This window comes from Flavobacterium sp. OHVDL-2026-0007 (assembly GCF_059882335.1).
Window position 1 is genome coordinate 3,320,065 of sequence record NZ_CM187612.1, and the last position, 19,004, is coordinate 3,339,068.

At 35.6% G+C, this 19,004-nt stretch carries 23 protein-coding genes; all 23 read right to left on the bottom strand.

The genetic code is table 11. From position 1 onward, the window contains the following. Positions 1–16: 16 nt before the first annotated feature. Positions 17–652 (bottom strand): flexirubin biosynthesis protein LolB2, encoded by a 636-nt coding sequence (gene lolB2 / locus AC51AA_RS13525; protein WP_500702762.1) that lies wholly within the window; start codon positions 650–652, stop codon positions 17–19. Further along, positions 618–1,253, bottom strand: coding sequence for a flexirubin biosynthesis/transport protein LolA2 (gene lolA2, locus AC51AA_RS13530; RefSeq protein WP_500702763.1), 636 nt, complete (start codon positions 1,251–1,253; stop codon positions 618–620). The genes lolB2 and lolA2 overlap by 35 nt, the downstream gene beginning before the upstream one ends. After that, positions 1,243–2,019: a polysaccharide deacetylase family protein gene (locus AC51AA_RS13535; RefSeq protein WP_500702764.1), complete on the bottom strand. Its 777-nt coding sequence runs from the start codon at positions 2,017–2,019 to the stop codon at positions 1,243–1,245. Before AC51AA_RS13535 ends, lolA2 begins: the two co-directional genes overlap by 11 nt. Next, a complete protein-coding gene (locus AC51AA_RS13540) occupies positions 2,016–3,083 on the bottom strand; it encodes a beta-ketoacyl synthase N-terminal-like domain-containing protein (protein ID WP_500702765.1) in 1,068 nt (355 codons plus the stop codon). The genes AC51AA_RS13535 and AC51AA_RS13540 overlap by 4 nt, the downstream gene beginning before the upstream one ends. Beyond that, positions 3,074–4,273, bottom strand: a complete 1,200-nt coding sequence (locus AC51AA_RS13545; RefSeq protein WP_500702766.1) for a beta-ketoacyl-[acyl-carrier-protein] synthase family protein — start codon at positions 4,271–4,273, stop codon at positions 3,074–3,076. Before AC51AA_RS13545 ends, AC51AA_RS13540 begins: the two co-directional genes overlap by 10 nt. 59 nt (positions 4,274–4,332) lie before the next feature. Then, positions 4,333–4,590: a phosphopantetheine-binding protein gene (locus AC51AA_RS13550; protein WP_500702767.1), complete on the bottom strand. Its 258-nt coding sequence runs from the start codon at positions 4,588–4,590 to the stop codon at positions 4,333–4,335. Continuing rightward, positions 4,578–5,210 carry a 3-oxoacyl-ACP synthase gene (locus AC51AA_RS13555; protein WP_500702768.1) on the bottom strand — a complete coding sequence of 211 codons (633 nt, stop codon included), beginning with the start codon at positions 5,208–5,210 and terminating at the stop codon, positions 4,578–4,580. Before AC51AA_RS13555 ends, AC51AA_RS13550 begins: the two co-directional genes overlap by 13 nt. Before the next feature lie 44 nt (positions 5,211–5,254). After that, complete coding sequence (locus AC51AA_RS13560; RefSeq protein WP_500702769.1) at positions 5,255–6,394, bottom strand: beta-ketoacyl-[acyl-carrier-protein] synthase family protein; 1,140 nt, start codon at positions 6,392–6,394, stop codon at positions 5,255–5,257. A 54-nt stretch (positions 6,395–6,448) separates the two neighbouring features. Further along, a complete protein-coding gene (locus tag AC51AA_RS13565) occupies positions 6,449–6,898 on the bottom strand; it encodes an acyl-CoA thioesterase (protein WP_500702770.1) in 450 nt (149 codons plus the stop codon). Next, the gene (locus tag AC51AA_RS13570) at positions 6,873–8,156 is read right to left on the bottom strand and encodes an ABC transporter permease (protein ID WP_500702771.1); all 1,284 of its coding nucleotides are present in this window, start codon (positions 8,154–8,156) and stop codon (positions 6,873–6,875) included. The genes AC51AA_RS13565 and AC51AA_RS13570 overlap by 26 nt, the downstream gene beginning before the upstream one ends. Continuing rightward, complete coding sequence (locus AC51AA_RS13575) at positions 8,146–8,844, bottom strand: ABC transporter ATP-binding protein (RefSeq protein ID WP_500702772.1); 699 nt, start codon at positions 8,842–8,844, stop codon at positions 8,146–8,148. Before AC51AA_RS13575 ends, AC51AA_RS13570 begins: the two co-directional genes overlap by 11 nt. Positions 8,845–8,904: 60 nt before the next feature. After that, the gene (gene darH, locus AC51AA_RS13580) at positions 8,905–9,903 is read right to left on the bottom strand and encodes a BtrH-related acyltransferase DarH (protein WP_500702773.1); all 999 of its coding nucleotides are present in this window, start codon (positions 9,901–9,903) and stop codon (positions 8,905–8,907) included. Beyond that, on the bottom strand, positions 9,903–10,307 hold the full coding sequence (gene DarG / locus AC51AA_RS13585) for a flexirubin biosynthesis protein DarG (RefSeq protein WP_500702774.1): 405 nt from the start codon (positions 10,305–10,307) through the stop codon (positions 9,903–9,905). The genes darH and DarG overlap by 1 nt, the downstream gene beginning before the upstream one ends. Positions 10,308–10,331: 24 nt before the next feature. Next, on the bottom strand, positions 10,332–10,748 hold the full coding sequence (locus AC51AA_RS13590; RefSeq protein ID WP_500705641.1) for an ABC transporter permease: 417 nt from the start codon (positions 10,746–10,748) through the stop codon (positions 10,332–10,334). Positions 10,749–10,804: 56 nt separating this feature from the next. Further along, positions 10,805–11,236: a hotdog family protein gene (locus tag AC51AA_RS13595; RefSeq protein WP_500702775.1), complete on the bottom strand. Its 432-nt coding sequence runs from the start codon at positions 11,234–11,236 to the stop codon at positions 10,805–10,807. Continuing rightward, a complete protein-coding gene (gene darB, locus AC51AA_RS13600; protein WP_500702776.1) occupies positions 11,236–12,369 on the bottom strand; it encodes a dialkylresorcinol biosynthesis protein DarB in 1,134 nt (377 codons plus the stop codon). The genes AC51AA_RS13595 and darB overlap by 1 nt, the downstream gene beginning before the upstream one ends. Positions 12,370–12,385: 16 nt before the next feature. After that, entirely contained in the window at positions 12,386–13,288 is a 903-nt protein-coding gene (locus AC51AA_RS13605) for a dialkylresorcinol condensing enzyme DarA (protein ID WP_500702777.1), read from the bottom strand. A gap of 124 nt (positions 13,289–13,412) precedes the next feature. Beyond that, entirely contained in the window at positions 13,413–14,030 is a 618-nt protein-coding gene (locus tag AC51AA_RS13610) for a hypothetical protein (protein WP_500702778.1), read from the bottom strand. Positions 14,031–14,276: 246 nt separating this feature from the next. Continuing rightward, entirely contained in the window at positions 14,277–15,158 is an 882-nt protein-coding gene (locus AC51AA_RS13615; protein WP_500702779.1) for a lysophospholipid acyltransferase family protein, read from the bottom strand. Then, positions 15,158–15,412, bottom strand: coding sequence for an acyl carrier protein (locus AC51AA_RS13620; protein ID WP_500702780.1), 255 nt, complete (start codon positions 15,410–15,412; stop codon positions 15,158–15,160). Before AC51AA_RS13620 ends, AC51AA_RS13615 begins: the two co-directional genes overlap by 1 nt. Continuing rightward, entirely contained in the window at positions 15,405–16,640 is a 1,236-nt protein-coding gene (locus AC51AA_RS13625; RefSeq protein ID WP_500702781.1) for a beta-ketoacyl-[acyl-carrier-protein] synthase family protein, read from the bottom strand. Before AC51AA_RS13625 ends, AC51AA_RS13620 begins: the two co-directional genes overlap by 8 nt. A gap of 19 nt (positions 16,641–16,659) precedes the next feature. Next, a complete protein-coding gene (flxB, locus tag AC51AA_RS13630; protein WP_500702782.1) occupies positions 16,660–17,391 on the bottom strand; it encodes a flexirubin biosynthesis SDR family reductase FlxB in 732 nt (243 codons plus the stop codon). A 3-nt stretch (positions 17,392–17,394) separates the two neighbouring features. Continuing rightward, positions 17,395–18,915, bottom strand: coding sequence for a flexirubin biosynthesis tyrosine ammonia-lyase FlxA (gene flxA / locus AC51AA_RS13635; protein WP_500702783.1), 1,521 nt, complete (start codon positions 18,913–18,915; stop codon positions 17,395–17,397). Positions 18,916–19,004: the final 89 nt, after the last annotated feature.

Genomic DNA, 19,004 nt, shown 5'->3' on the forward strand with positions numbered 1-19,004 from the left:
TGGTTTAGGTTAATCTTTATTCTGATTTAAAATAATTTAGCTCAATTTTGAGTTTAATATTTTGATGAATAATTTGGATCTTCTCAGCAAAAATATTGTTTTCTGAACTAAAAAGAAATGTTATTTTTTCTTTTGTTTTGGACGCATTTACCAGCTTCTCTAATTTGGCCCCTTTTTGAGAGAGGAAAAGATAATTATCTCGATTACCATCTTCAGATTTATAAATAGGACCTGATCCATTTTCGAATTGTTCCTGAATCAAATACTGCTTTTTAAGAAGTAAGCGAAAATCTTCGGTTAAGGTATTAATGATGATCTTTCGATCTAATTCAGACACTATGGAATGGACTTTAAAGCTTTTTTCTGATAGTTCAAAATCTAACAATTTGTTACCAAACTCCGTAGTGAAAACCACTCTATGCGTGGTGTCGTTTATTTTTTTAGCAATGAAGATTCCGGATATTTCGTGACCATAGATGTTGATATTGGTCTTATAGACATAATCGGTATTTGGATCAGAAAAATAAGGAACCTCATAAGAGGTTCTGTCTAATTTTTTTGGCGTATAATTTTTGGTGACCGAGCCACAAGAAACCAATACGAATACCAAAAGGAAATTAGTTAGTAAAAACGGAATCGTCAATTTTTGCATTGATCACTTTATTTTTTAGTACAATTCTAGTATAGTCTTCAGAGGATTCCAATAGTTTTACCTGAACCACTGTAGCGTCTTCTTTATTAAAAGTAAGCTCAATTTGTTTGATGTATTTTTTTAGTGTGGCATCTTTGGGAATAAACTTAGCCATATTCTGTCCTTTTGATTTGAAATAGGAAATCGTAAATTCTTTATCGTCAAACATATTTCCGCTTACACTCCCAATGATTAATTTATTGATGCGGCCAAAAATTTTACTATTACCAATATCGACAGCACTTTTTTTACCTTCGTCGTTTATAAGGATCTTACCATTTTTAAAAACTATGATATAGTTGTACGGTTTCTTGTATTGCCATTGTAAAAGGCTTGGTTCCTTGAAGATCATCTTTCCAGAAGTTTCAATATCCTTTGATAAAAAATCCAAATGTTTGTACTGCACAAAATCAGTGCTTAAGGTTTTGATTTTTTTCGATACTTGGTTTACCTCTTGCTTAAAGGAAACAACTTCCGCATCAGACATTTTTTGCTCTTGTGCAAATAAGCAATTGCTAGAAATAGTTAGGAAAACAAAGAGAATATAGAGTTTAGTTTGCATAAGCTTTTAGGTTCAAAAGTTCTTCAGTGGAAATTACATTATAGTTGTTGTGCTGTAAAAATTGCAAAAACTGTTCCAAGACCAAAACAGAATGTGATCCGGTATCATGCAAAAGTACAATTCCACCAGGAGAAAGCCCTTTTATAAGTCGATTGAAAATTAAATTTTGGTTTTTTGTCCCTCCATCCAACGAACGTATATTCCATCCAATGACTTTATGACCAGTCCGCTTTAAAGCCCTTCGAATAGATGGCGTTGTTACTCCATAAGGCGGACGAAAAAAGTTTATTTTTTTGGAAGTGAACTTCTCTAAAAGAAGATCTGTTTTCTGAATTTCTTCGGTAATTTGTTTGGCATTATAAAAATCAAAAAAGCAGGAATGAGCGTAGGAATGATTCCCAACCAAATGACCTTCGGCTATAAGCTGTGTAATGATTTCAGGATGGGCCTCAATGTTTTTTCCGATGCAAAAAAAGGTAGCTTTAGCATTGTATTTTTTTAATAGGGCCAAAATTTCTACCGTAAAGACAGTCGGGCCGTCATCAAAGGTTAGGGCAATTTTTTTGTCTGTTTCTAATGGATTATGACAGTATGCTTTTACATGATAGTTAGAGGATATTCTCGAGGATCCAATAGCATTTGTGACAAGCCAAATCAAAATAATCCCAAGAAACCACAGTGAGTCAATTGCGATATAAAAATTCAGAAGAATCAGTAACAGCAGTAAAAAGATAAAGAATAGAGAGATGTTTTTATGCGTTATCATTTTGAAAGTAACGTAAAACTATGGTTTTCTCCATCGAGTTGATTGTACAGTAAGATGGTGTTGTAAACTGGTTTTTCAACTGAATTTACTTTTATGATTTCAGGAACATCTTGCGTCTTAATTATTTTAGAGGCCATCCATAAGGCAAAAGCTGACGCAGTATCATACTCACCACTGAGGTGTTTATAATAGAGTTGTGGCGTTTTGGAGAAGGTATTAGCGGCCATGTTTTTATAATAAGAATCAGAAACGATATTGCCATTGAAGCCCAAAACTACAGCATCAATATCGGAAATTGCTAAGTTGTTTGATTTTAGAAAATTGATTATATAAGATTCGATCTCGTTTTCTTCTAATATATTGATGATTTCAACAGCACGAATTTCAGCGTAAGTAGTTGCGGTTCTCTCGCTTTCTAAAACGAAAAAACTAGCCCCTTCACCATAAACAGCACCTGTTGAAGTTGAATTCAAAACATCATAGGGCTGATTGTTTTCTTCTTTGATTCGACCTGCCAATTTAAAAAGAGACATTGTATAATCTCCAGTTTCATCTATTCCACCCACTAAAATGGACTTGGCTTCCTGTTCTTCAATCTGCATTTTAGCATCTAAAAGGGCTGATTCAAAAGAAACAGCACCATTGACATAGGTGAAATTATAGCCTTTACACTGTAAGTTCAACGCAATTTGAGCACCAACGGTATTGTGTGTGGATTGAATAAAAGAAGTAGGTGTTAAAAACTCCTCCTTATTGTCAAGTATGTTTTTTAGAAATTTCTCTGAATCTTCAATACATCCCAAACCAGTGCCTGTAATAATAGCCTCTACATTTTCAAGCTGAGCATCTTTCAAAGCTAATGCCGAAGCTACGATTCCATTTTTCACTCCTTTTGCCATTCTTCTGATGGCCGCTGGGGTGATGAAATCTTTATAAATCGGAGCAACTATTGTAAGTACCGTATCGGTTTGATTGTAAAGCGCGTCTTCTAAAAAAACAGTATCAAATGTTCTTTGAGTCGAAATGCAACCTACTCCATTTATATATGTTTTTTTTAATTGCATTTTGAAAATATAAGAGTGGAACAATTTCCGCCAAAACCAAAAGAGTTGGATAAAACGTGTTGGATGTTTTTGTTTTTTAAAGAGGTTTGTGGTTTCAGATCAAACTCTTCCATGGGTGTTTCGAAATTCAAATTCGGATAAACCACATTATGCTGAATGGCTAAAACACTATAAACGGCCTCAATTGCTGCTGCTGCTGCTAAAGTATGCCCTGTAAAAGGCTTGGTCGAACTAAAATCGGGAACCTTTCCATCTTTATAAATTCGGAGTAACGCTCTTCCTTCTGATAAATCATTATTGGGAGTTGCGGTACCATGCACATTAATATAATCAATTTGAGAAGGGTTCAAGCCTGAAATTTCAAAGGCTTTTTTCATGGCTAAATAGGCACCATCCCCATTTTCTGAAGAAGCAGTCTGGTGAAAAGCATCGTTAGCGTTTCCATAACCAGAAACTCTTGCCAGTACTTTTTTGTTTTGTTTTTGGACGATCTCATCAGACTCTAGTACTAAATAAGCTGCTGCTTCACCTAAGTTCAGTCCTTTGCGATTTTGGTCAAAAGGGGAGTTGTCTTGGTCGGATAAAATCATCAATGTTTTAAATCCGTTGATGGTGAATTTTGCTAAAGCATCAGTTCCACCCACAATTACTCGATCCAGTTTTCCACTCTTGATCAATCGGGCACCCAACATAATGGAGTTTGCAGCCGAAGAACAAGCAGTACTTATAGTGGTAACCATTCCTTTTAAGCCTAAGGTTGAAGCAATTTTTTGAGACACATCGCCGCCATCATGGCAAGTGATGTATTTAATAAGATCTGGATTTTCAAAGTAATCGTAATAATGCTTTTCGGTCATGTCCATTCCGCCAACACTCGTAGCGGAAATAAGTCCAGTTCTAAATTCGTTTATTGATGTAATTCCAGCATTTTCGACTGCCTGTTTTGCTGCTAAAGCACCAATCATAGCGGTTCGCGAAAAGTTGTTATCGTTAGGAAGTTGCAACTCATCGATCAATTCAGGATTGGTTTTTTTGATTTCACCTACCTTTATAAAATCGGCATGTACGGTCTGAATATTTTCGATACGCGTAATGGCGCATTTTTCATTTAATAATGAACTGAAGTTTTCTTCGACTGAATTTCCAATCGAAGAGATGATACCCATTCCCGTTATTGCAACACCTTTCATCTAAACTTAGATTATAGCTTTGTTTAAGTGTAGAACTTAAACAAAGCTTTTGAGAATTCTTATTTTGTTCTGTTCGCCTGTATATAAGTAGCCATCGATTCGATGGATTGGAAAATTGATTTTCCTTCTTTCGGATCTACTAATTTAATTCCGTAATCTTTATCTAAAATCACGATTAATTCAAGAGCATCAATGGAGTCTAAACCCATACCATCTCCAAATAAGGGATCAGTATCACCGATATCTTCAATTGCGATATCTTCTAGGTTTAAAGTGGTAATGATTTTATCTTTTAGTTCTTGTTTTAATGCTTCCATGATGATCTATTGTATAATGTATTGATATTTTCGTTTGTATGTTTTTCGCTTTCTTCTTTGCTAATGATACAAAGAAACGCTTTATAATTGTCATTAAAAAACTCCACCCAACCGCAGAGAACGGTCTCTGCTTTATTTGAATTCAGTAGAATAGTTGAATAATTCTGCATAAATTCAGTGTTGAATGCATCAAATATAAAGAAAGAATTTTCACTTTTGAGCTGATGACGAATACTTATTTCTCCCAAACAAATATTAGGTAAGGTATAAACAAAAACAGCAGGACTTGGATAATAGTTTTCTTTATCTGAAATTGATTCCTGATACTTTACATCGGTATCCAAACTAGAAGATTTATTGGCTAAAACCAAAGCAATATTGTTTTCTTTGTCCACTGAAGTGATCGGACTCAAGAGTAATTCAGCTCCTAAAAAAGCCAGTTTGCTCAAAGCATCCATTTTGAAAAACTTCGGATATTGAATATCAAAACTGCGATAGGCTTGTTTGGAGAAGTCTCCAAAAGAAGTGGGTTCAATTTTGAATACAGTAGTTCCGTTCAAAACAATTTCGTTGTTTTCAATGGCGCAATAGGATTGTATGTAGGTTTTCTTTGGAATCATTTATTTAATGGACATGATTGAAGATTAATCATTGTATTTACATTTTATTTGACTTTCTCAAAAATCACTGCCGTATTGCAACCTCCAAATCCAGAAGCTGTTTTAAGGAAGAAATTGATGCTTTTTTCTTGATTTTTCTCGATGATATTGATGGGTTCACTCACGCCGATTTGATCAAAACCTTTCGATTCAAAGAGCATATTTTGATTGGCAGATTCAATGGCAATTACCGTTTCCAACAATCCCGAAGCGCCCAGGGTATGACCGTAAAATCCTTTTAGACTATTGACGGGAACCGTTTGTAAATCCAAACGATTTAGCGCAATGGCTTCCATTTCGTCATTGAATGGAGTGGCTGTTCCATGGGCTGAAATATAATCGATTTGATCGAAATTGATTTGAGCTTCTTTTAAGGCATTCTGAATACTCCTAAACAAGCCTTCTCCGGTTCTTGAAGGTCCCGAAATATGATTGGCATCATTTATTGAGCTGTCCCCTATCACTTTTATTTTAGCGTTTTTGGCTTCGGCCGAAATTAATACTGCGGCTGTTGCTTCACCTAAACTAACACCAGTTCTGTTTTTAGAATAGGGTTGACAAGGGGAATCGCTCATGGCTTGAAAAGCATTAAAGCCAGACAAAACAAATTCTGATACTTCATCGCCGGCCACGACGAATATATGGTCGTATAACTCTGATTGAATCATTCTTTTTGCAACGGAAACGGCCAAAATTCCGGAGACACAAGCATTCGAAACTACGATCGGTGGTGTGCTGAATCCAAAAAAGTCCGCTACGTTTTGCGCTAGAACAGCTAAATGTGCTTGCTGAAAACTTTCTTCCGAATTGTTTTTTAAAGCGGTAACATTCCCTTTTGTGGTCGAGAGTATAAAAGCAGTTTTTGAATTTAACTCAATTCCTGATTTTTTGATCATTGGCTCTAAGGCCAAAATCATCAATTTCTCTAGACGAGTATAGTGAAGTGCAGTGCTGATTTTTTCAAAAGCGCTGTTGATCTTTTCAGTAGGAATTAGGGAAGCATAAAACGGCATTGGCATCAAGGAAGTATTGTCATGCAACTCAATACCAGAAGTACCACGGACAATCGCTTCGATGTTCGTTTCAGTATCAAATCCTAAAGGGGTGATGCAATTGGTTTGGGTGATGTATACTTCTTTTAGCATTTTATCTTTTTTATTGCTACAAGCTTTGGAAAAGCTTGTAGGCAAACGTTGAATTTATTTTAAAAGCCCCACTTTTTGTTTCCATTGTTCATAAAAGGGAGGATTGGTGAGCATTAGGTTTCCTTCTTGATCTAAAAATACCTGAACAGTTTCACCTGTACAGGCAACTTCACCTGTCGCATCCATAATTCGAAAGCGATAAATTATTTTAGCAGCTGGCGTATCGACCACTGTTGTTTCTATGGTGACCACATCACCATAACGCAGGGATAATTTGTGTTCACATTTGGATTTTACTATTGGTGTTGTGTACCCCGTTTTGGCAATGTCTAAATAGGTGAGTCCGTGCTCGCGGCCAAAGGCTTCGCGACCATCTTCAAAATAGGTAATGTAGTTACCGTGCCAAACAATGCCTAATGGGTCCGTTTCGTTAAATCGAATTCTAATTTCATGTGAAACCGTTAGTGCAGTAGCCTCGTCATACTGTTCTTTTCTTTTTGTCATAAAATAATGCGATGGATGTGGTGATAATAAAGAACAAAAATAGCAAACTTATTTTTGGGAGGATATCAAGAAAAGAAACGTTGCGCAATAATACATCGTAAAAGGCTTCTATACCCCAATTCATAGGGGATGATTTGGCAATGAATTGCATGATTTTAGGCATCGCAAAAACAGGAACCCAAATACCACCAATTGCCGCTAGTATCAGTACGCTAGTCGCGCCAAAGGGAGCTGATTGTTCTTGAGTACTGGCAATAGTTCCTAATAAAATTCCGAATCCAACGGCAGCAAAACCCGAAAATAAGGCTACGATACTCATTAGAAACAAATGGCCTTCAATATTTAGCGGAGGTAAACCAATATGTGGAAATAGAAAAATGGCTACAGCAACCATCATATAAAATTGAATCATACAAATGATTAAATAGGTAATGGTTTTACCAATGATGACGATGAGATTGGAAACAGGGTTGGTTAGTAATCGCACGAAGGTGCCTTGCGATTTTTCTTTGACCATATTGATAGATAACGGAATAACAATGAAAAATATGGCAAAAAGAGTCCAAGCAGGAACGTTATGCTGTACTGAGTTAGGAAGAATTTCTTTGTTGTTGATTTTAGGGATTATTTCCTTGAAAGTGATAAAGCTCTTTTGTTCGAATGTAAGATCACCATCTCCTAATTGATTTTGAAAAGTGGTGTAAATGGATTTCGTTTCAATTTGAGAAATCATTTTGTCAACAGCATTCATGACAGCATTTTTAAAACTCATTTGTACCGCGGGATCGAAATACAGTTTTACCTCTTTTTGCTTGATTGCTTTTGTTTTTTCTGTTGCTGCAATACTATCACTTAAGCCCATTTTGCTCACAATATGCTGAACATTCTGATCGATTTTAGTTTGTAGATCAATACTTAGATTTTCGGGAATTACAATCGCCAATTGAAACGTTCCTCTATTAACGGCTTCTTGGGCAGTTTTTTCAGTAATGGGCTGGTGGTTAATTTCAGTAACAACACTAAACAAGTTGCTTTTTTCTAAATTCTCTAAAACAGTTTTAGAAACGGCACCCTTGTCAAGATCGACTAACAAGAGTTGAATTTTATTTTCGCTTACTGTTTTAAAAGTACTGTCTTGTATTAAGGTAACCGTGATTACAAGAACCAAGGGCATGATAAATAAAATGATCAGACCACCTAAATCTCGTCTAAGCAGGAGAAATTCTTTAAGAATCGACATCCAAATTTTATATATCATCTCTGAAGTCTTTACCGGTTAATGAAATAAAAACATCTTCAAGATTTCTGGCTTGATCAGTGGAAGCAATTAGATTCGATGGTGTGTCTTGCGCATAAATTTTGCCTCGATCTAAAATGGCAATATTGGTGCAAAAATGTTCCGCTTCGGCCAAATGATGCGAGGTATAAATAATGGTGGTGCCGTTTTGATTGAGCAGTTTTAAATAATCTAAAATAGCATTTTTAGAATGGACGTCAACACCAACGGTTGGTTCGTCTAAAAATAAAACTTTTGGATGGTGCAGAATTCCAGCAATAAGATTCACTCTTCGTTTCATACCACCTGAAAAGGTTTCAATGCGTTTGTCTGCAAAACGCAATAAGCCCAAAAGGTCTAAAGTTTCAATTACTTTATCTTTTAGATCCGCACCTTTAAGACCATACATGCTCCCAAAGTAGTGCAAGTTTTCTCTAGCCGTTAAGGTAGGGTAGAGCGCATATTCTTGGGGAACTACTCCAATAATTTTTTTAATAGTTGAGGCATGCTGGGTGTAATTCAGCCCATTTATAGTGAACTGTCCTGAAGTCGGCTTTATTAATCCACAAAGCATGGAGATTAAAGTGGTTTTTCCGGCACCATTTGGACCTAATAAACCAAAAATATGTCCTTCGTTTATGTCCAACGAAACATTGTTCAAAGAATACATTTCTGCATTTTTGTACTTTTTCGAGAGGGTTTCTATTTTTATAATGGGTTGCAAAATAGTTTAGCTAATGGCTTTTTTTAGTTTTTTGAAAAAGAGTTCTTCTTGATTGGCAATGCTTAAAAGCGCATCGGCAATGGCATTGTAAGCGTCTTCTTTGGCGCTTCTGTTTTTATAAATTCGCGAAGCTTCAACGGCAAAATCTCTCCAAGAATCTCCAATTTGTGTCATTTCTTTCGAAAGAATTTTTAATTCTTCATTGTTGAGAATGACCGAAGCTTCTTGTAAGAAAGCCGCATAGATAAAACGGAAACCTCCACCTCCAGTACCGATCTCTTCTTGCATTCGAACCATTTGAGCCAGGTAGTGATTGGCTTTTCTAACGCCGTGTTTCACTGGCCATTTTCGGATTCTTCTCGATACTAATTTAATTCCGCGTACACCCACTATAGGCATAGGAGCTAACATATCGCGACAGGTATTTTTGATTCCTTTGATAATGGCACTTTTCAAATCGACATTAGTTGGCGTTTGAATTGGATAGTACATTTGTCCTCTTGGAGCAAAAGCGCCTTTGGCAAAACGAACCTTGTCTAATTCGTCGTGTGTTAAGGTGGTCACAGTTTCCATTACTGGGTCACTGATCAAATAATCGGTTTCGGTTTTTCCATAGACAACTAAATTATGTGCGTTGAAATGAAAACGGTATTCATCTGGGAAATAACTCAGGTGATACACGCCAACTTGTAATCCCGTGGGAATATTGTTTTTTAAATTCGCATCCAAAGCCTGAGTGGCATTAGCGATGGAGGAAAATTTTTGTCTTTTTATTTTTAGATTCAAACGACTTGCCAGCTTGTTAAAAATAGACCCAGGTAAAGTTCTATAGCTTATTGCTGGTGCATGATTGACTTTTATAAAAGGCAAGTACACGAAAAAAAGTCCAGAGCCAATACCAAAAACCATAGGTTCGCTGATGTTGAGTCCGCCGTTTTTTAGCAAATTTGAAGCTACTCCATTTTCACAATGAGCAGATTGATGGTGTGTAAAATTTGTTTGCATTAATCTTGTATACTGTTTTTTAATTTGGCTATTGATATGGCAAAAACGTCAGCGTATTTTTGAAGCGTTTTATCACTCAATTTTGCAAAAATGCAGGGGTTAAAATGCCTTTTTACGCGCCATTTCCACATTCCGACGTAACCGGCAAGAATGCTAAGATCCATTTTATTGAGCTCCATATAATAACAAATAGGACTTAGTTCGCCAATCTGAACTTTTAGTTTTGCCTGTTCAGCGCGTTCTCTTATATCGTCAATAGCATTGGAAAGTGCAATGGCTTTTGGTTCCCAACCTGTACTAAGAGCGGTGGTATAATTGCCATTTTCATCTGTGGCATAAACCAGCTCCTTTAAGTTTTTTTTACTTAAATTTCCATCGTGCTGTGGTACATTTTCTTTTTCCATGATGGTTTTATTTTCAATTAGAATCTATAGTACTGTCGAAATGGTCTTTTGAATGAACAAATTTATTTCGCATTCTAGAAGTATTTTGTCTTCGACTAAGCTCTCGCAGCTCATCGTGCATAAAGTATAATCCTCGCCTACAAATTTTGAAACCAAATTGGCTTTTGTGGTAATGGAATGACCTACTTTAGGGAGATCGTATATTTTTAGGTTTTTAATAGCGCTGATAAAACCAATTACATTTACGTTTTCATTTTCTGTTCCGTCTTCATCGAAAAAATACTTTTTGCCGACAATGGATGAGCAGGTTTGAGCGGTGTTTTCTATTAAACCAGCTTCTATAAGCCTACCTTTATCTATAAAAATATTGTCTTCTTTAATTAGGAAAACCGTTTCTACAAAGTTAGAATTTATATCCAAGATTAAATCCACCATAAGCATTGGCGCTCGGTGTGGTAAATAATTTTGTATGTCTACTCCGCTTTTCACGCTCGGCTTTATTGGGCTAAAACGGTTTTCATTTGTCCGCTGGCAATTTCTTCATCATTCAAAGTAGTGACAATATGAACCAGAGTAATTCCAGCAAATTCTTGTAAGATGGTTACTGTTGATTGAATTGTATCGTTGAGCTTCGGTAATTTTTTAATTACAATTTCTTTGATTGATCCAATATAACCTGTTGGGGCTTTTTCGTTTTTTAAAAAAAAATGATATCCTGTATGTAAGGCTACAGATTGAGCCATATGTTCAATTAAACCCGCTTCTAAAAATGAAGCATGATCAAAAAATAGATTGGTGTCCTTAATTTCTAAACCAGAAACGAGTGAGGTTTCAGAATAAGCATACATTTTGTCTACCATTACAAAAGGTGACTTTTGTGGTAATAAATCTTCGACAGCTTCTTTTCCTAAAAGTAAAGTGGTTCCCATTAGCAAACTGTTAAATAGGCATAGGCAAATGAAAACCTTCCGCTTTCCGGAACAGATAATAAAATGCGATCTCCTTTTTTTAATTGATCAGAGTTCATCAATTCTTCAAGTGCTATATAAATAGAGGCAGAACCTACATTACCCACTTTTAAAAGGTTCATGAACCATTTTTCGTCAGCGATTACAATGCCTTTTTCCTTTAAGCCATTTTTTAAGCCTTCCACAAAAAAGTTAGAAGAAACGTGAGGTAAAAAATAATCAACCTGTTCCGCTGTAACATTGTGTTTGGCCATCGCTTCACTCATGCTCTGAACCCCTTTAGGCAAAATAAATTCGTCTAGTAATTTTACGTCTTGTTTGACAGCAAAAACGGATTGGTTGAGCCATTGTTCAGGTTTATAATCGCTCCACGATTTGATTTCACCGTTTTCTAATTTATCACCTCCGGCATACATACACGTTTCTAATTCATAGGCGTAGGAGAATGCTTCCATCCATTCAATTTTTAAGGAAACAGGACCAGTAGGTTTGTTTTCTAATAAAAAGGCACCAGCACCATCCGACAACATCCAACGTAAAAAATCTTTTTTGAAAGCAATGATAGGTTGCGCTTCAAGGTTTTTTAAATTAATGATCTCGTGATCGTATTTTTGAGCCGAAAGCCAGGTCGAAACTTTTTCAGATCCTGTACAGATGGCATTAGTTGAATTTCCAGATCTTATCGAAAGAAAACCATATTTGAGGGCATTCATCCCCGAGCAACAAATACCCGTAGACGAATTCAACTCAAGCGATTTGTTTTTTAATAAACCATGAACCATAGCGGCATGAGAAGGTGCAAACACATCAGGTGATGAGGTTCCGCAGGAGAGTACTTCTAAATGCTGAGCTGTGAATTTTTCATCAAACAATTGTGCAATAGCCTGATGTGTTAATTCGGCATTAGTGTGCGTGCTTTTGCCTGTTTTGTCCACAGCGTAATAGCGACTTGTAATTTTATTATTGCGTAAAATAATACGTCTTGCTTTTGAAGCAGTGTCATTTATAAGACCCAAATAATTTTCCATTTCATCATTTGAAACAGCTTCATTTGGCAAATATTTTGCCGCTTTGGTAATATATACTTCAAACATAATTTACTTTAGTCTTCTAAACTCCTTGAAAATATTGAGTTTCTTTTTTTATGGTTTTTAACTTAAATGGATAGGTAATAAGATGCAATATATAGACTATTGGTGAGATTAACCATATAGCGAGGAATAAATAAATATAAAATATTTTAAGCAGTTGTTTTCTGTTTTTTTGGTTTTTATAAATGAATTTGGACCATTTATTAAAAATTTTGTTCGCCGTTTTGTCTACGGTAACCAAGTAGGAACTAATGCGTACACCATCAATAGCTACCAACTTCGGTTGCAATTGCTGCAGCTTGTTTTGATTGAGGGCTAAGAGTATGGCTTCTCCAAATTTCTTCGATTCTTGAATGTCTTTGTCGGAAACTCCAGGTAAGGGAAAAATGCCTAGGTATTTTTTCTTTACGCCCGAGAACATCCATTTGACAATAGTGATCACACTAATTAGGTTGCCAACACGATCAACTAAGGCGATGTTCCCGACCAATTGTGCATTAGCGTCTTTTAGTAGAACCTTGATTTTTTCTTGGGCCATGATCCACATATTTCGAGAACCACTGATGGTAATTACCGGAGTATTATGCAGTATTTGTTTAGCTTGGGCACTCTTTAAAAAAGAGTTTATAGGAATAGAGGGTGATAAGTACCACACCTGATAATGCAACAAGACTAAGTCAAATTTTGTATTTAAAATTTCATTCGGAAGTGGTTTTAAATCCGTTGGAATTTGCAGAAAAGATTCAGGAAAAGCGTCAAAAAAAGTAGCTTTATTCCAAGGAAATGGAAAAGCTTTCTCCAGTTGTATTTCATGAAAAGTTAACTGTATCTCTGGCGCGTTTAAAAAAGGCTTTGCAATATTTTGTGCAATAGAGGCTAGCTGTCCCGATTGAGAATAATAAATAACAAGAACATTTTTCATTTTAGGTTTTTTGGCTTAGATAGTAAACAAAAATAAGTATTTTTTTGCTGGGAATATTCTTATTTTGAGGTTTCATTTTTTACGCAGCAACTTAGCGAATAAATTCATGCTTGTCTTCATCGTATTAATAAAACAGATCAAGTTGATAGGATTTATTAACCACTACCCATTTTTGGTTTTCTTTTTTCATGATTATGAGATAATTGTCTGTTAGCCCATTAATTGATTCAGTGTTACCTTGAGCAACTTTAAAAACCAAATACTTTTTACCACTATAGTATATTGGGTCTGAAAAAGAAAAAACACTTGTGATTGGAAGTTGTTGTTCTGAATGGCTGACTATGGATTCTACAAATAAATGAGTTGAGAAGAAAGCAATATGTCTATAATTAAAATCACTAGAAACCCATAGATTATTTGTTCTCGTGTTTACCTTTTCAGATTTATGATAATATTTTTTTTTCATTTTTGCCCAGTCCTGTTCATTATAGAGAGGTGGTCTGATTTCTTCTCTTTCGTCCCTTTTATATGCAGTAGTTACAGAATCTTTGTAAGTTTTACCTTTAAAAATATCAATTACATGATTCGTGCTTGTTTTCTCTTTTATAATAAAAATGTTTTGATTATAATCGGGAATAATCAATTGTAAAAAATCATTTAGGGCTTGCTTTTTATCTTGGGCATATGATAAATGACTAATGAAAAAAGGAATGAATAATAATAGGTATAATTTTTTTTTCATATTATGTAATGTTTTGGCTATATGATTGTCTGGTTTGCTTTTATTCATTTGGAGTTTCCGGTCCAATTGCAGTTCCAACAAATTCACAAGGGAATCTATTTTTAGTCCTAATACTTTCGGCACTTCTTAGAAAGAATGTGGTGTTAGATACTGGGTATGTAAAAGTATGAAGTTGTAAAGAGAAAAAGAATGCTAAAGAGTGTTTAAGGAAAGATCTCACTTACACGCTTATAATAATAAGAAATATTATGCTTTAAAGTGATTCCAAAAATCGAAATAATTAAACCATTGCAGAGGATATTTTTGCAAAATGGTTTCAACACTTTTGATGTATTCGCTCAGTAAGGCTTTTTCATCTCTATGTTTTACGGTGGCTTCTCTAGCGTACAAATGATAATGCAAGTGAGGCTCTTTCATAACATAAACAAAAACCACTGGTACTTTTAATCGAGAAGCAATTAAAAATGGGCCGGCAGGAAAGTGGGCTTCTTGACCTAATATTTTTTCTGAAAGCGATTTGGTTCCTTCAAAGTAGCGATCACCAGTGAAACAAACCAATTCGTTATTGGTTAAAGCGGCATTGATCTCAAAAATATGAGACAAATCATCTTTGATAACAATGAATTTTACGGTAGGTTTTTGGGTAACGGATTCAAGATATTTTTTGATGTTAGAATGTTCTAAATCAGTGGTAACTAAGTGGATCTGAAAATCAAGGTCGATTTCTCCAAAAAAGTGTTCTGCGATTTCAAAATTCCCAACATGAGCGCTAATTAATATGCCCCCTTTTTTTTCAGCTAGCAGTTTCTTTAAGATATCTATTCCATCAAATTCATAAGTAAACTTATTGCGCATTCCCGCTGAAATGGAAATTTTGTCAATGATGGTTTGTCCAAAAGTATAGTAACTTTTGAAGACCATTTGTTTGGATTTGAAATAGGAATAGTGCTGCCTTTCTTTAAAATAATAGAAAATGGCCTGATTACTTTTTCTTAAAAACAGAAAATAGTAAGTGGCAACAAAGTAAAGTAAGGCATAAGCAGATTTGACACCCGCTTTTCTTATTAAAAAAACGAATATTTTATAGCCTAAAACAGTACCTTTTGATTTGCCATCCCATTGACTCATTAAGCAGTTTTAGCTTTTAGTTTGGTTTCAATAAGGTCATAGAAACTTTGAAAATCAGCAATTCCAACAAAATCTGCCTCTACTAGTTTTACTCCAAAGTTAGCTTCGATTGAGACTACTAAGTCAACATAATCTAAACTATCTAACCCGAGTGTATCTTTTAAATTAGCATTTGGTTCAATGTCATCATTGTCTACTTCAAATTCTTCCACCAAAAAACCATTAATCCTTGCTATAATCTCTTCTTTATTCATTGTTCAATTTAAACTTTTTAACCACCAACGCAGAGTTGGTTCCTCCGAATCCGAAGGAATTGGACAAAAATATGTCAAATTTTTTGTTTAAAGTAGTTTTGACCAAATTTAATTTAGAAGCATCTTGATCCGGATTTTCTAAATTGATATTCGGAGCGATGAAATTATTTTGCATCATGAGTATAGAATAGATGACTTCACTAGCGCCAGCCATCCAACATTCATGACCTGTCATTGATTTTGTAGAACTCACATAAGGGTTTTTTTCTCCAAAAACTTCAAAAATAGCTTTGGCTTCATTTTCGTCACCAACAGGAGTTGAAGTTGCGTGCGCATTGATATACTCAATTGCTGATGCTTGTAATTGGGCATCGTCAAGAGCTCTTTGCATGGCAATTGAAGGTCCTTCGACATTAGGAGTGGAGATATGACCGCCATTTGATGAGAATCCATAACCAGCAACTTCAGCAATGATAGTGGCACCACGCGCTATTGCGGATTCGTAGCTTTCTAATATGAGTGTTGCTCCACCTCCGCTGGGAATTAATCCGTCACGATCTTTGTCAAAAGGGCGAGACGCTTTTTGAGGCTCTTGCTCTCTAGAAGAAAAAACACCTAAACCGTCAAAACTGCTCATGGCGTATTTATTGATTTCTTGCGCACCACCACAGATGATGATGTCTTGAAAGCCACTCTTGATTAAAAAATAGGCTAAACCAATCGAATGTGAACCGCTTGCACAAGCAGCACTTATGGTCAGATTGATTCCTCGTAGTTTAAAAATAGTAGAGAGGTTCATCGTCACGGTAGAGTTCATCGATTTAAAAATCGCTCCAGAGCCAATAAGGGCTGTGTCTTTTTTTTCACGAACAATATCGGTAGCGTCGATAACAGCCTTTGATACGCTGTCATTTCCGTACATGATGCCTACTTCGCGTTGATCGAAGAAAGCATCGTCGATACTGGCATTTTTTAAGGCTTCAATTGTAGCCATATAAGCATATTCGGTTTCTTCACCAATGCTCATACGTTGTCGTCGGGTCAGTAAGTTTTTTAAATCCGGTTTCGGAACCACGCCCGTTAAGGCTGATTGGAAACCAAATTCTTTTCTTTCAGTATCAAACTGAATTCCTGATTTTCCGTTGTATAAAGATTCCTTTACTTCATCTAAAGAAGTTCCTATACAAGAATAAATTCCCATTCCAGTAATTACAACTCTCCTATTCATGGTCTATTTTTAGTAATTTTTAAGAATATATTCCTCCGTTTATATTGATAATCTCACCGGTAATATAACTCGCTTTTTTTGAGATCAAAAAGCTCACTAAATCCGCTACTTCTTCAGCTTCACCAAAACGATTTACTGGAATTAATTTCAGTAATTCTTTTTCGTCTAACTCACTGGTCATGTCGGTTTTGATAAAACCTGGTGCTACTGCATTTACAGTAATATTACGTTTAGCAACTTCTTGCGCCAAGGCTTTTGTTGCGGCAACTACAGCACCTTTTGCTGCAGAATAATTGGTTTGACCTGCCGTTCCTTTTACTCCTGAAACCGAGACCATATTAACGATTCGGCCATATTTGTTGCGAAGCATTTTCTGAATGAAAAATTGTGTTACATTAAAGAAACCATTCAAACTAGTATTGACAACACCGTTCCAGTCTTGGGGAGTCATCCACATGAAAAGACCATCTTTTGTAATTCCGGCATTGTTGACAATAGCTTCAACTATAGCTTCCGGATTGGCTTCTTGCCATTTTGTTAAAGTCTGTTGCACTTCTTCAAAGTTGGCGACATCAAAACCTAGAATTTCTCCAGTTGCACCTAGTTTTATAATTTCGTTAAGCGTTGCTTCAGCAGCTGTTTTATTGGAATGGTAGTTAATCAGAATATGATAATTCGCTTCAACGGCTAATTTTTTACAAATAGCACTTCCAATTCCTCTTGAACCGCCTGTTACTAATACACATTTCATATTTTAGCTGTTTATCAAATAATCTTTTACTTTTTGAACAAACGGATACATCACTTGATCTTCTTTAAATACAGGAATTATAGCGCGAATATCATCATACCATTGTTTGGTTACCGATGAAATTTGATCTTTCTGATCTAAATAATCAATGGCTTGGACAATAGTAATCATTTCAATGGCCAATACTTCAAAAGCATTCTCGATTACTTTTGAGGTAATCACCGCTGCATTTGTTCCCATGCTTACGATATCCTGATTGTCATTGTTGTTCGGAATACTATGAACATACATCGGGTTGGATAACATTTGGCTTTCGGCAGTGGTTGAGGTCGCTGTAAACTGAACGCCCTGCATTCCAAAATTAAATCCTAATGTTCCTAAATTGACAAATGGAGGAAGAATTTCGTTAATTTTTGAATTCAATAAATAATTCAACTGTCGTTCTGCCAACATCGTTAATTTGGTAATCACAATTTTTAACTTGTCCATTTCAAGCGAAATATAGTCGCCATGAAAATTGCCACCATGGTAAACATGTTGGTTCTTTACATCTATAATGGGATTGTCGTTTGCTGAGTTAAACTCATCTTCTAAAATAGAAGCAACATTGTTTATGGTTTCTAAAATTGGACCTAAAATTTGAGGGACACAACGCAATGAATAATATTCCTGCACTTTTTCTTTAAAGATGTCTTCGTTATTTTCACCTGTGTACAAATGATCTTCTCTTTTGCGAATCAAACTGCTGTCAGCAAGATTAGCTCTCATTCTTTGAGCCACTTCTTGTTGTCCTTTATGGCGTTTTGTTTGGTTCAATTCTGCTGAGAAATGATCGTCATAAGCTTGAACTAGTTCGTTGATGGCACAAGAACATTTTAGGGACCAATCTAGTAAGGTATTGGCATGGTGTACATTGACAACGCCAATTCCGGTCATGACCGAAGTACCATTGATTAAAGCCAAACCTTCTCTGATTTCGACTTGAATAGGTTGTAACCCTTCTATTTCAAAAACTTCCTGAGTTGGTCTTCTGTCTCCTTTGTAAAAAACTTCACCTTCACCGATTAAAACTAAAGCCAAGTGTGATAATTGTACTAAATCTCCACTAGCACCAACGCCACCGTGTTCAAAAATTAAAGGGGTAATATCTTTATTTATAAGAGCGGTCATTAGGTGAATTACAGAGGAATGAACTCCTGAATTCCCTAAGGAGAGCGTATTTAATCGAGCTAAAATAGCCGCTTTTGCACAAAGAGGACTTAACGGTTTTCCGGTTCCTGAAGAGTGACTTCTGATTAAATTGTACTGCAACTGAATTTGATCAGACTCTTTGATTTTATATTGCGCCATTGGCCCAAAACCGGTGTTTACACCATATATTATTTTGTTTTTAGAAAAATCTTTTAAAAAATTAAAGCTTTCGTTTACTCGGTTTAAAACTAGATCACTGATCGCAACCTTATTATTTCCAAAAATGATGGATTCGAATTCAGCTAGACTTAAATATTCATTAATTGTGTTCATTAAACTGGTTTTGATTGTGCTAATTTAATTTTATTTATCAAAATAAATGTAGTTATTTTGATGTGGCAAATGTAGGTTAATAAATAATA

Coding starts and splice junctions, on each gene's coding strand:
- AC51AA_RS13615 (WP_500702779.1), bottom strand. CDS start 15,158: ATGAGTCAATGGGATGGCAAATCAAAAGGTACTGTTTTAGGCTATAAA.
- lolB2 (WP_500702762.1), bottom strand. CDS start 652: ATGCAAAAATTGACGATTCCGTTTTTACTAACTAATTTCCTTTTGGTA.
- AC51AA_RS13560 (WP_500702769.1), bottom strand. CDS start 6,394: ATGCTAAAAGAAGTATACATCACCCAAACCAATTGCATCACCCCTTTA.
- AC51AA_RS13595 (WP_500702775.1), bottom strand. CDS start 11,236: ATGGGAACCACTTTACTTTTAGGAAAAGAAGCTGTCGAAGATTTATTA.
- AC51AA_RS13545 (WP_500702766.1), bottom strand. CDS start 4,273: ATGAAAGGTGTTGCAATAACGGGAATGGGTATCATCTCTTCGATTGGA.
- flxB (WP_500702782.1), bottom strand. CDS start 17,391: ATGAAATGTGTATTAGTAACAGGCGGTTCAAGAGGAATTGGAAGTGCT.
- flxA (WP_500702783.1), bottom strand. CDS start 18,915: ATGAACACAATTAATGAATATTTAAGTCTAGCTGAATTCGAATCCATC.
- AC51AA_RS13620 (WP_500702780.1), bottom strand. CDS start 15,412: ATGAATAAAGAAGAGATTATAGCAAGGATTAATGGTTTTTTGGTGGAA.
- AC51AA_RS13570 (WP_500702771.1), bottom strand. CDS start 8,156: ATGATATATAAAATTTGGATGTCGATTCTTAAAGAATTTCTCCTGCTT.
- AC51AA_RS13555 (WP_500702768.1), bottom strand. CDS start 5,210: ATGATTCCAAAGAAAACCTACATACAATCCTATTGCGCCATTGAAAAC.
- AC51AA_RS13625 (WP_500702781.1), bottom strand. CDS start 16,640: ATGAATAGGAGAGTTGTAATTACTGGAATGGGAATTTATTCTTGTATA.
- DarG (WP_500702774.1), bottom strand. CDS start 10,307: ATGGAAAAAGAAAATGTACCACAGCACGATGGAAATTTAAGTAAAAAA.
- darH (WP_500702773.1), bottom strand. CDS start 9,903: ATGCAAACAAATTTTACACACCATCAATCTGCTCATTGTGAAAATGGA.
- AC51AA_RS13575 (WP_500702772.1), bottom strand. CDS start 8,844: ATGTATTCTTTGAACAATGTTTCGTTGGACATAAACGAAGGACATATT.
- darB (WP_500702776.1), bottom strand. CDS start 12,369: ATGTTTGAAGTATATATTACCAAAGCGGCAAAATATTTGCCAAATGAA.
- AC51AA_RS13590 (WP_500705641.1), bottom strand. CDS start 10,748: ATGCTTATGGTGGATTTAATCTTGGATATAAATTCTAACTTTGTAGAA.
- AC51AA_RS13610 (WP_500702778.1), bottom strand. CDS start 14,030: ATGAAAAAAAAATTATACCTATTATTATTCATTCCTTTTTTCATTAGT.
- AC51AA_RS13535 (WP_500702764.1), bottom strand. CDS start 2,019: ATGATAACGCATAAAAACATCTCTCTATTCTTTATCTTTTTACTGCTG.
- AC51AA_RS13605 (WP_500702777.1), bottom strand. CDS start 13,288: ATGAAAAATGTTCTTGTTATTTATTATTCTCAATCGGGACAGCTAGCC.
- AC51AA_RS13540 (WP_500702765.1), bottom strand. CDS start 3,083: ATGCAATTAAAAAAAACATATATAAATGGAGTAGGTTGCATTTCGACT.
- AC51AA_RS13550 (WP_500702767.1), bottom strand. CDS start 4,590: ATGGAAGCATTAAAACAAGAACTAAAAGATAAAATCATTACCACTTTA.
- AC51AA_RS13565 (WP_500702770.1), bottom strand. CDS start 6,898: ATGACAAAAAGAAAAGAACAGTATGACGAGGCTACTGCACTAACGGTT.
- lolA2 (WP_500702763.1), bottom strand. CDS start 1,253: ATGCAAACTAAACTCTATATTCTCTTTGTTTTCCTAACTATTTCTAGC.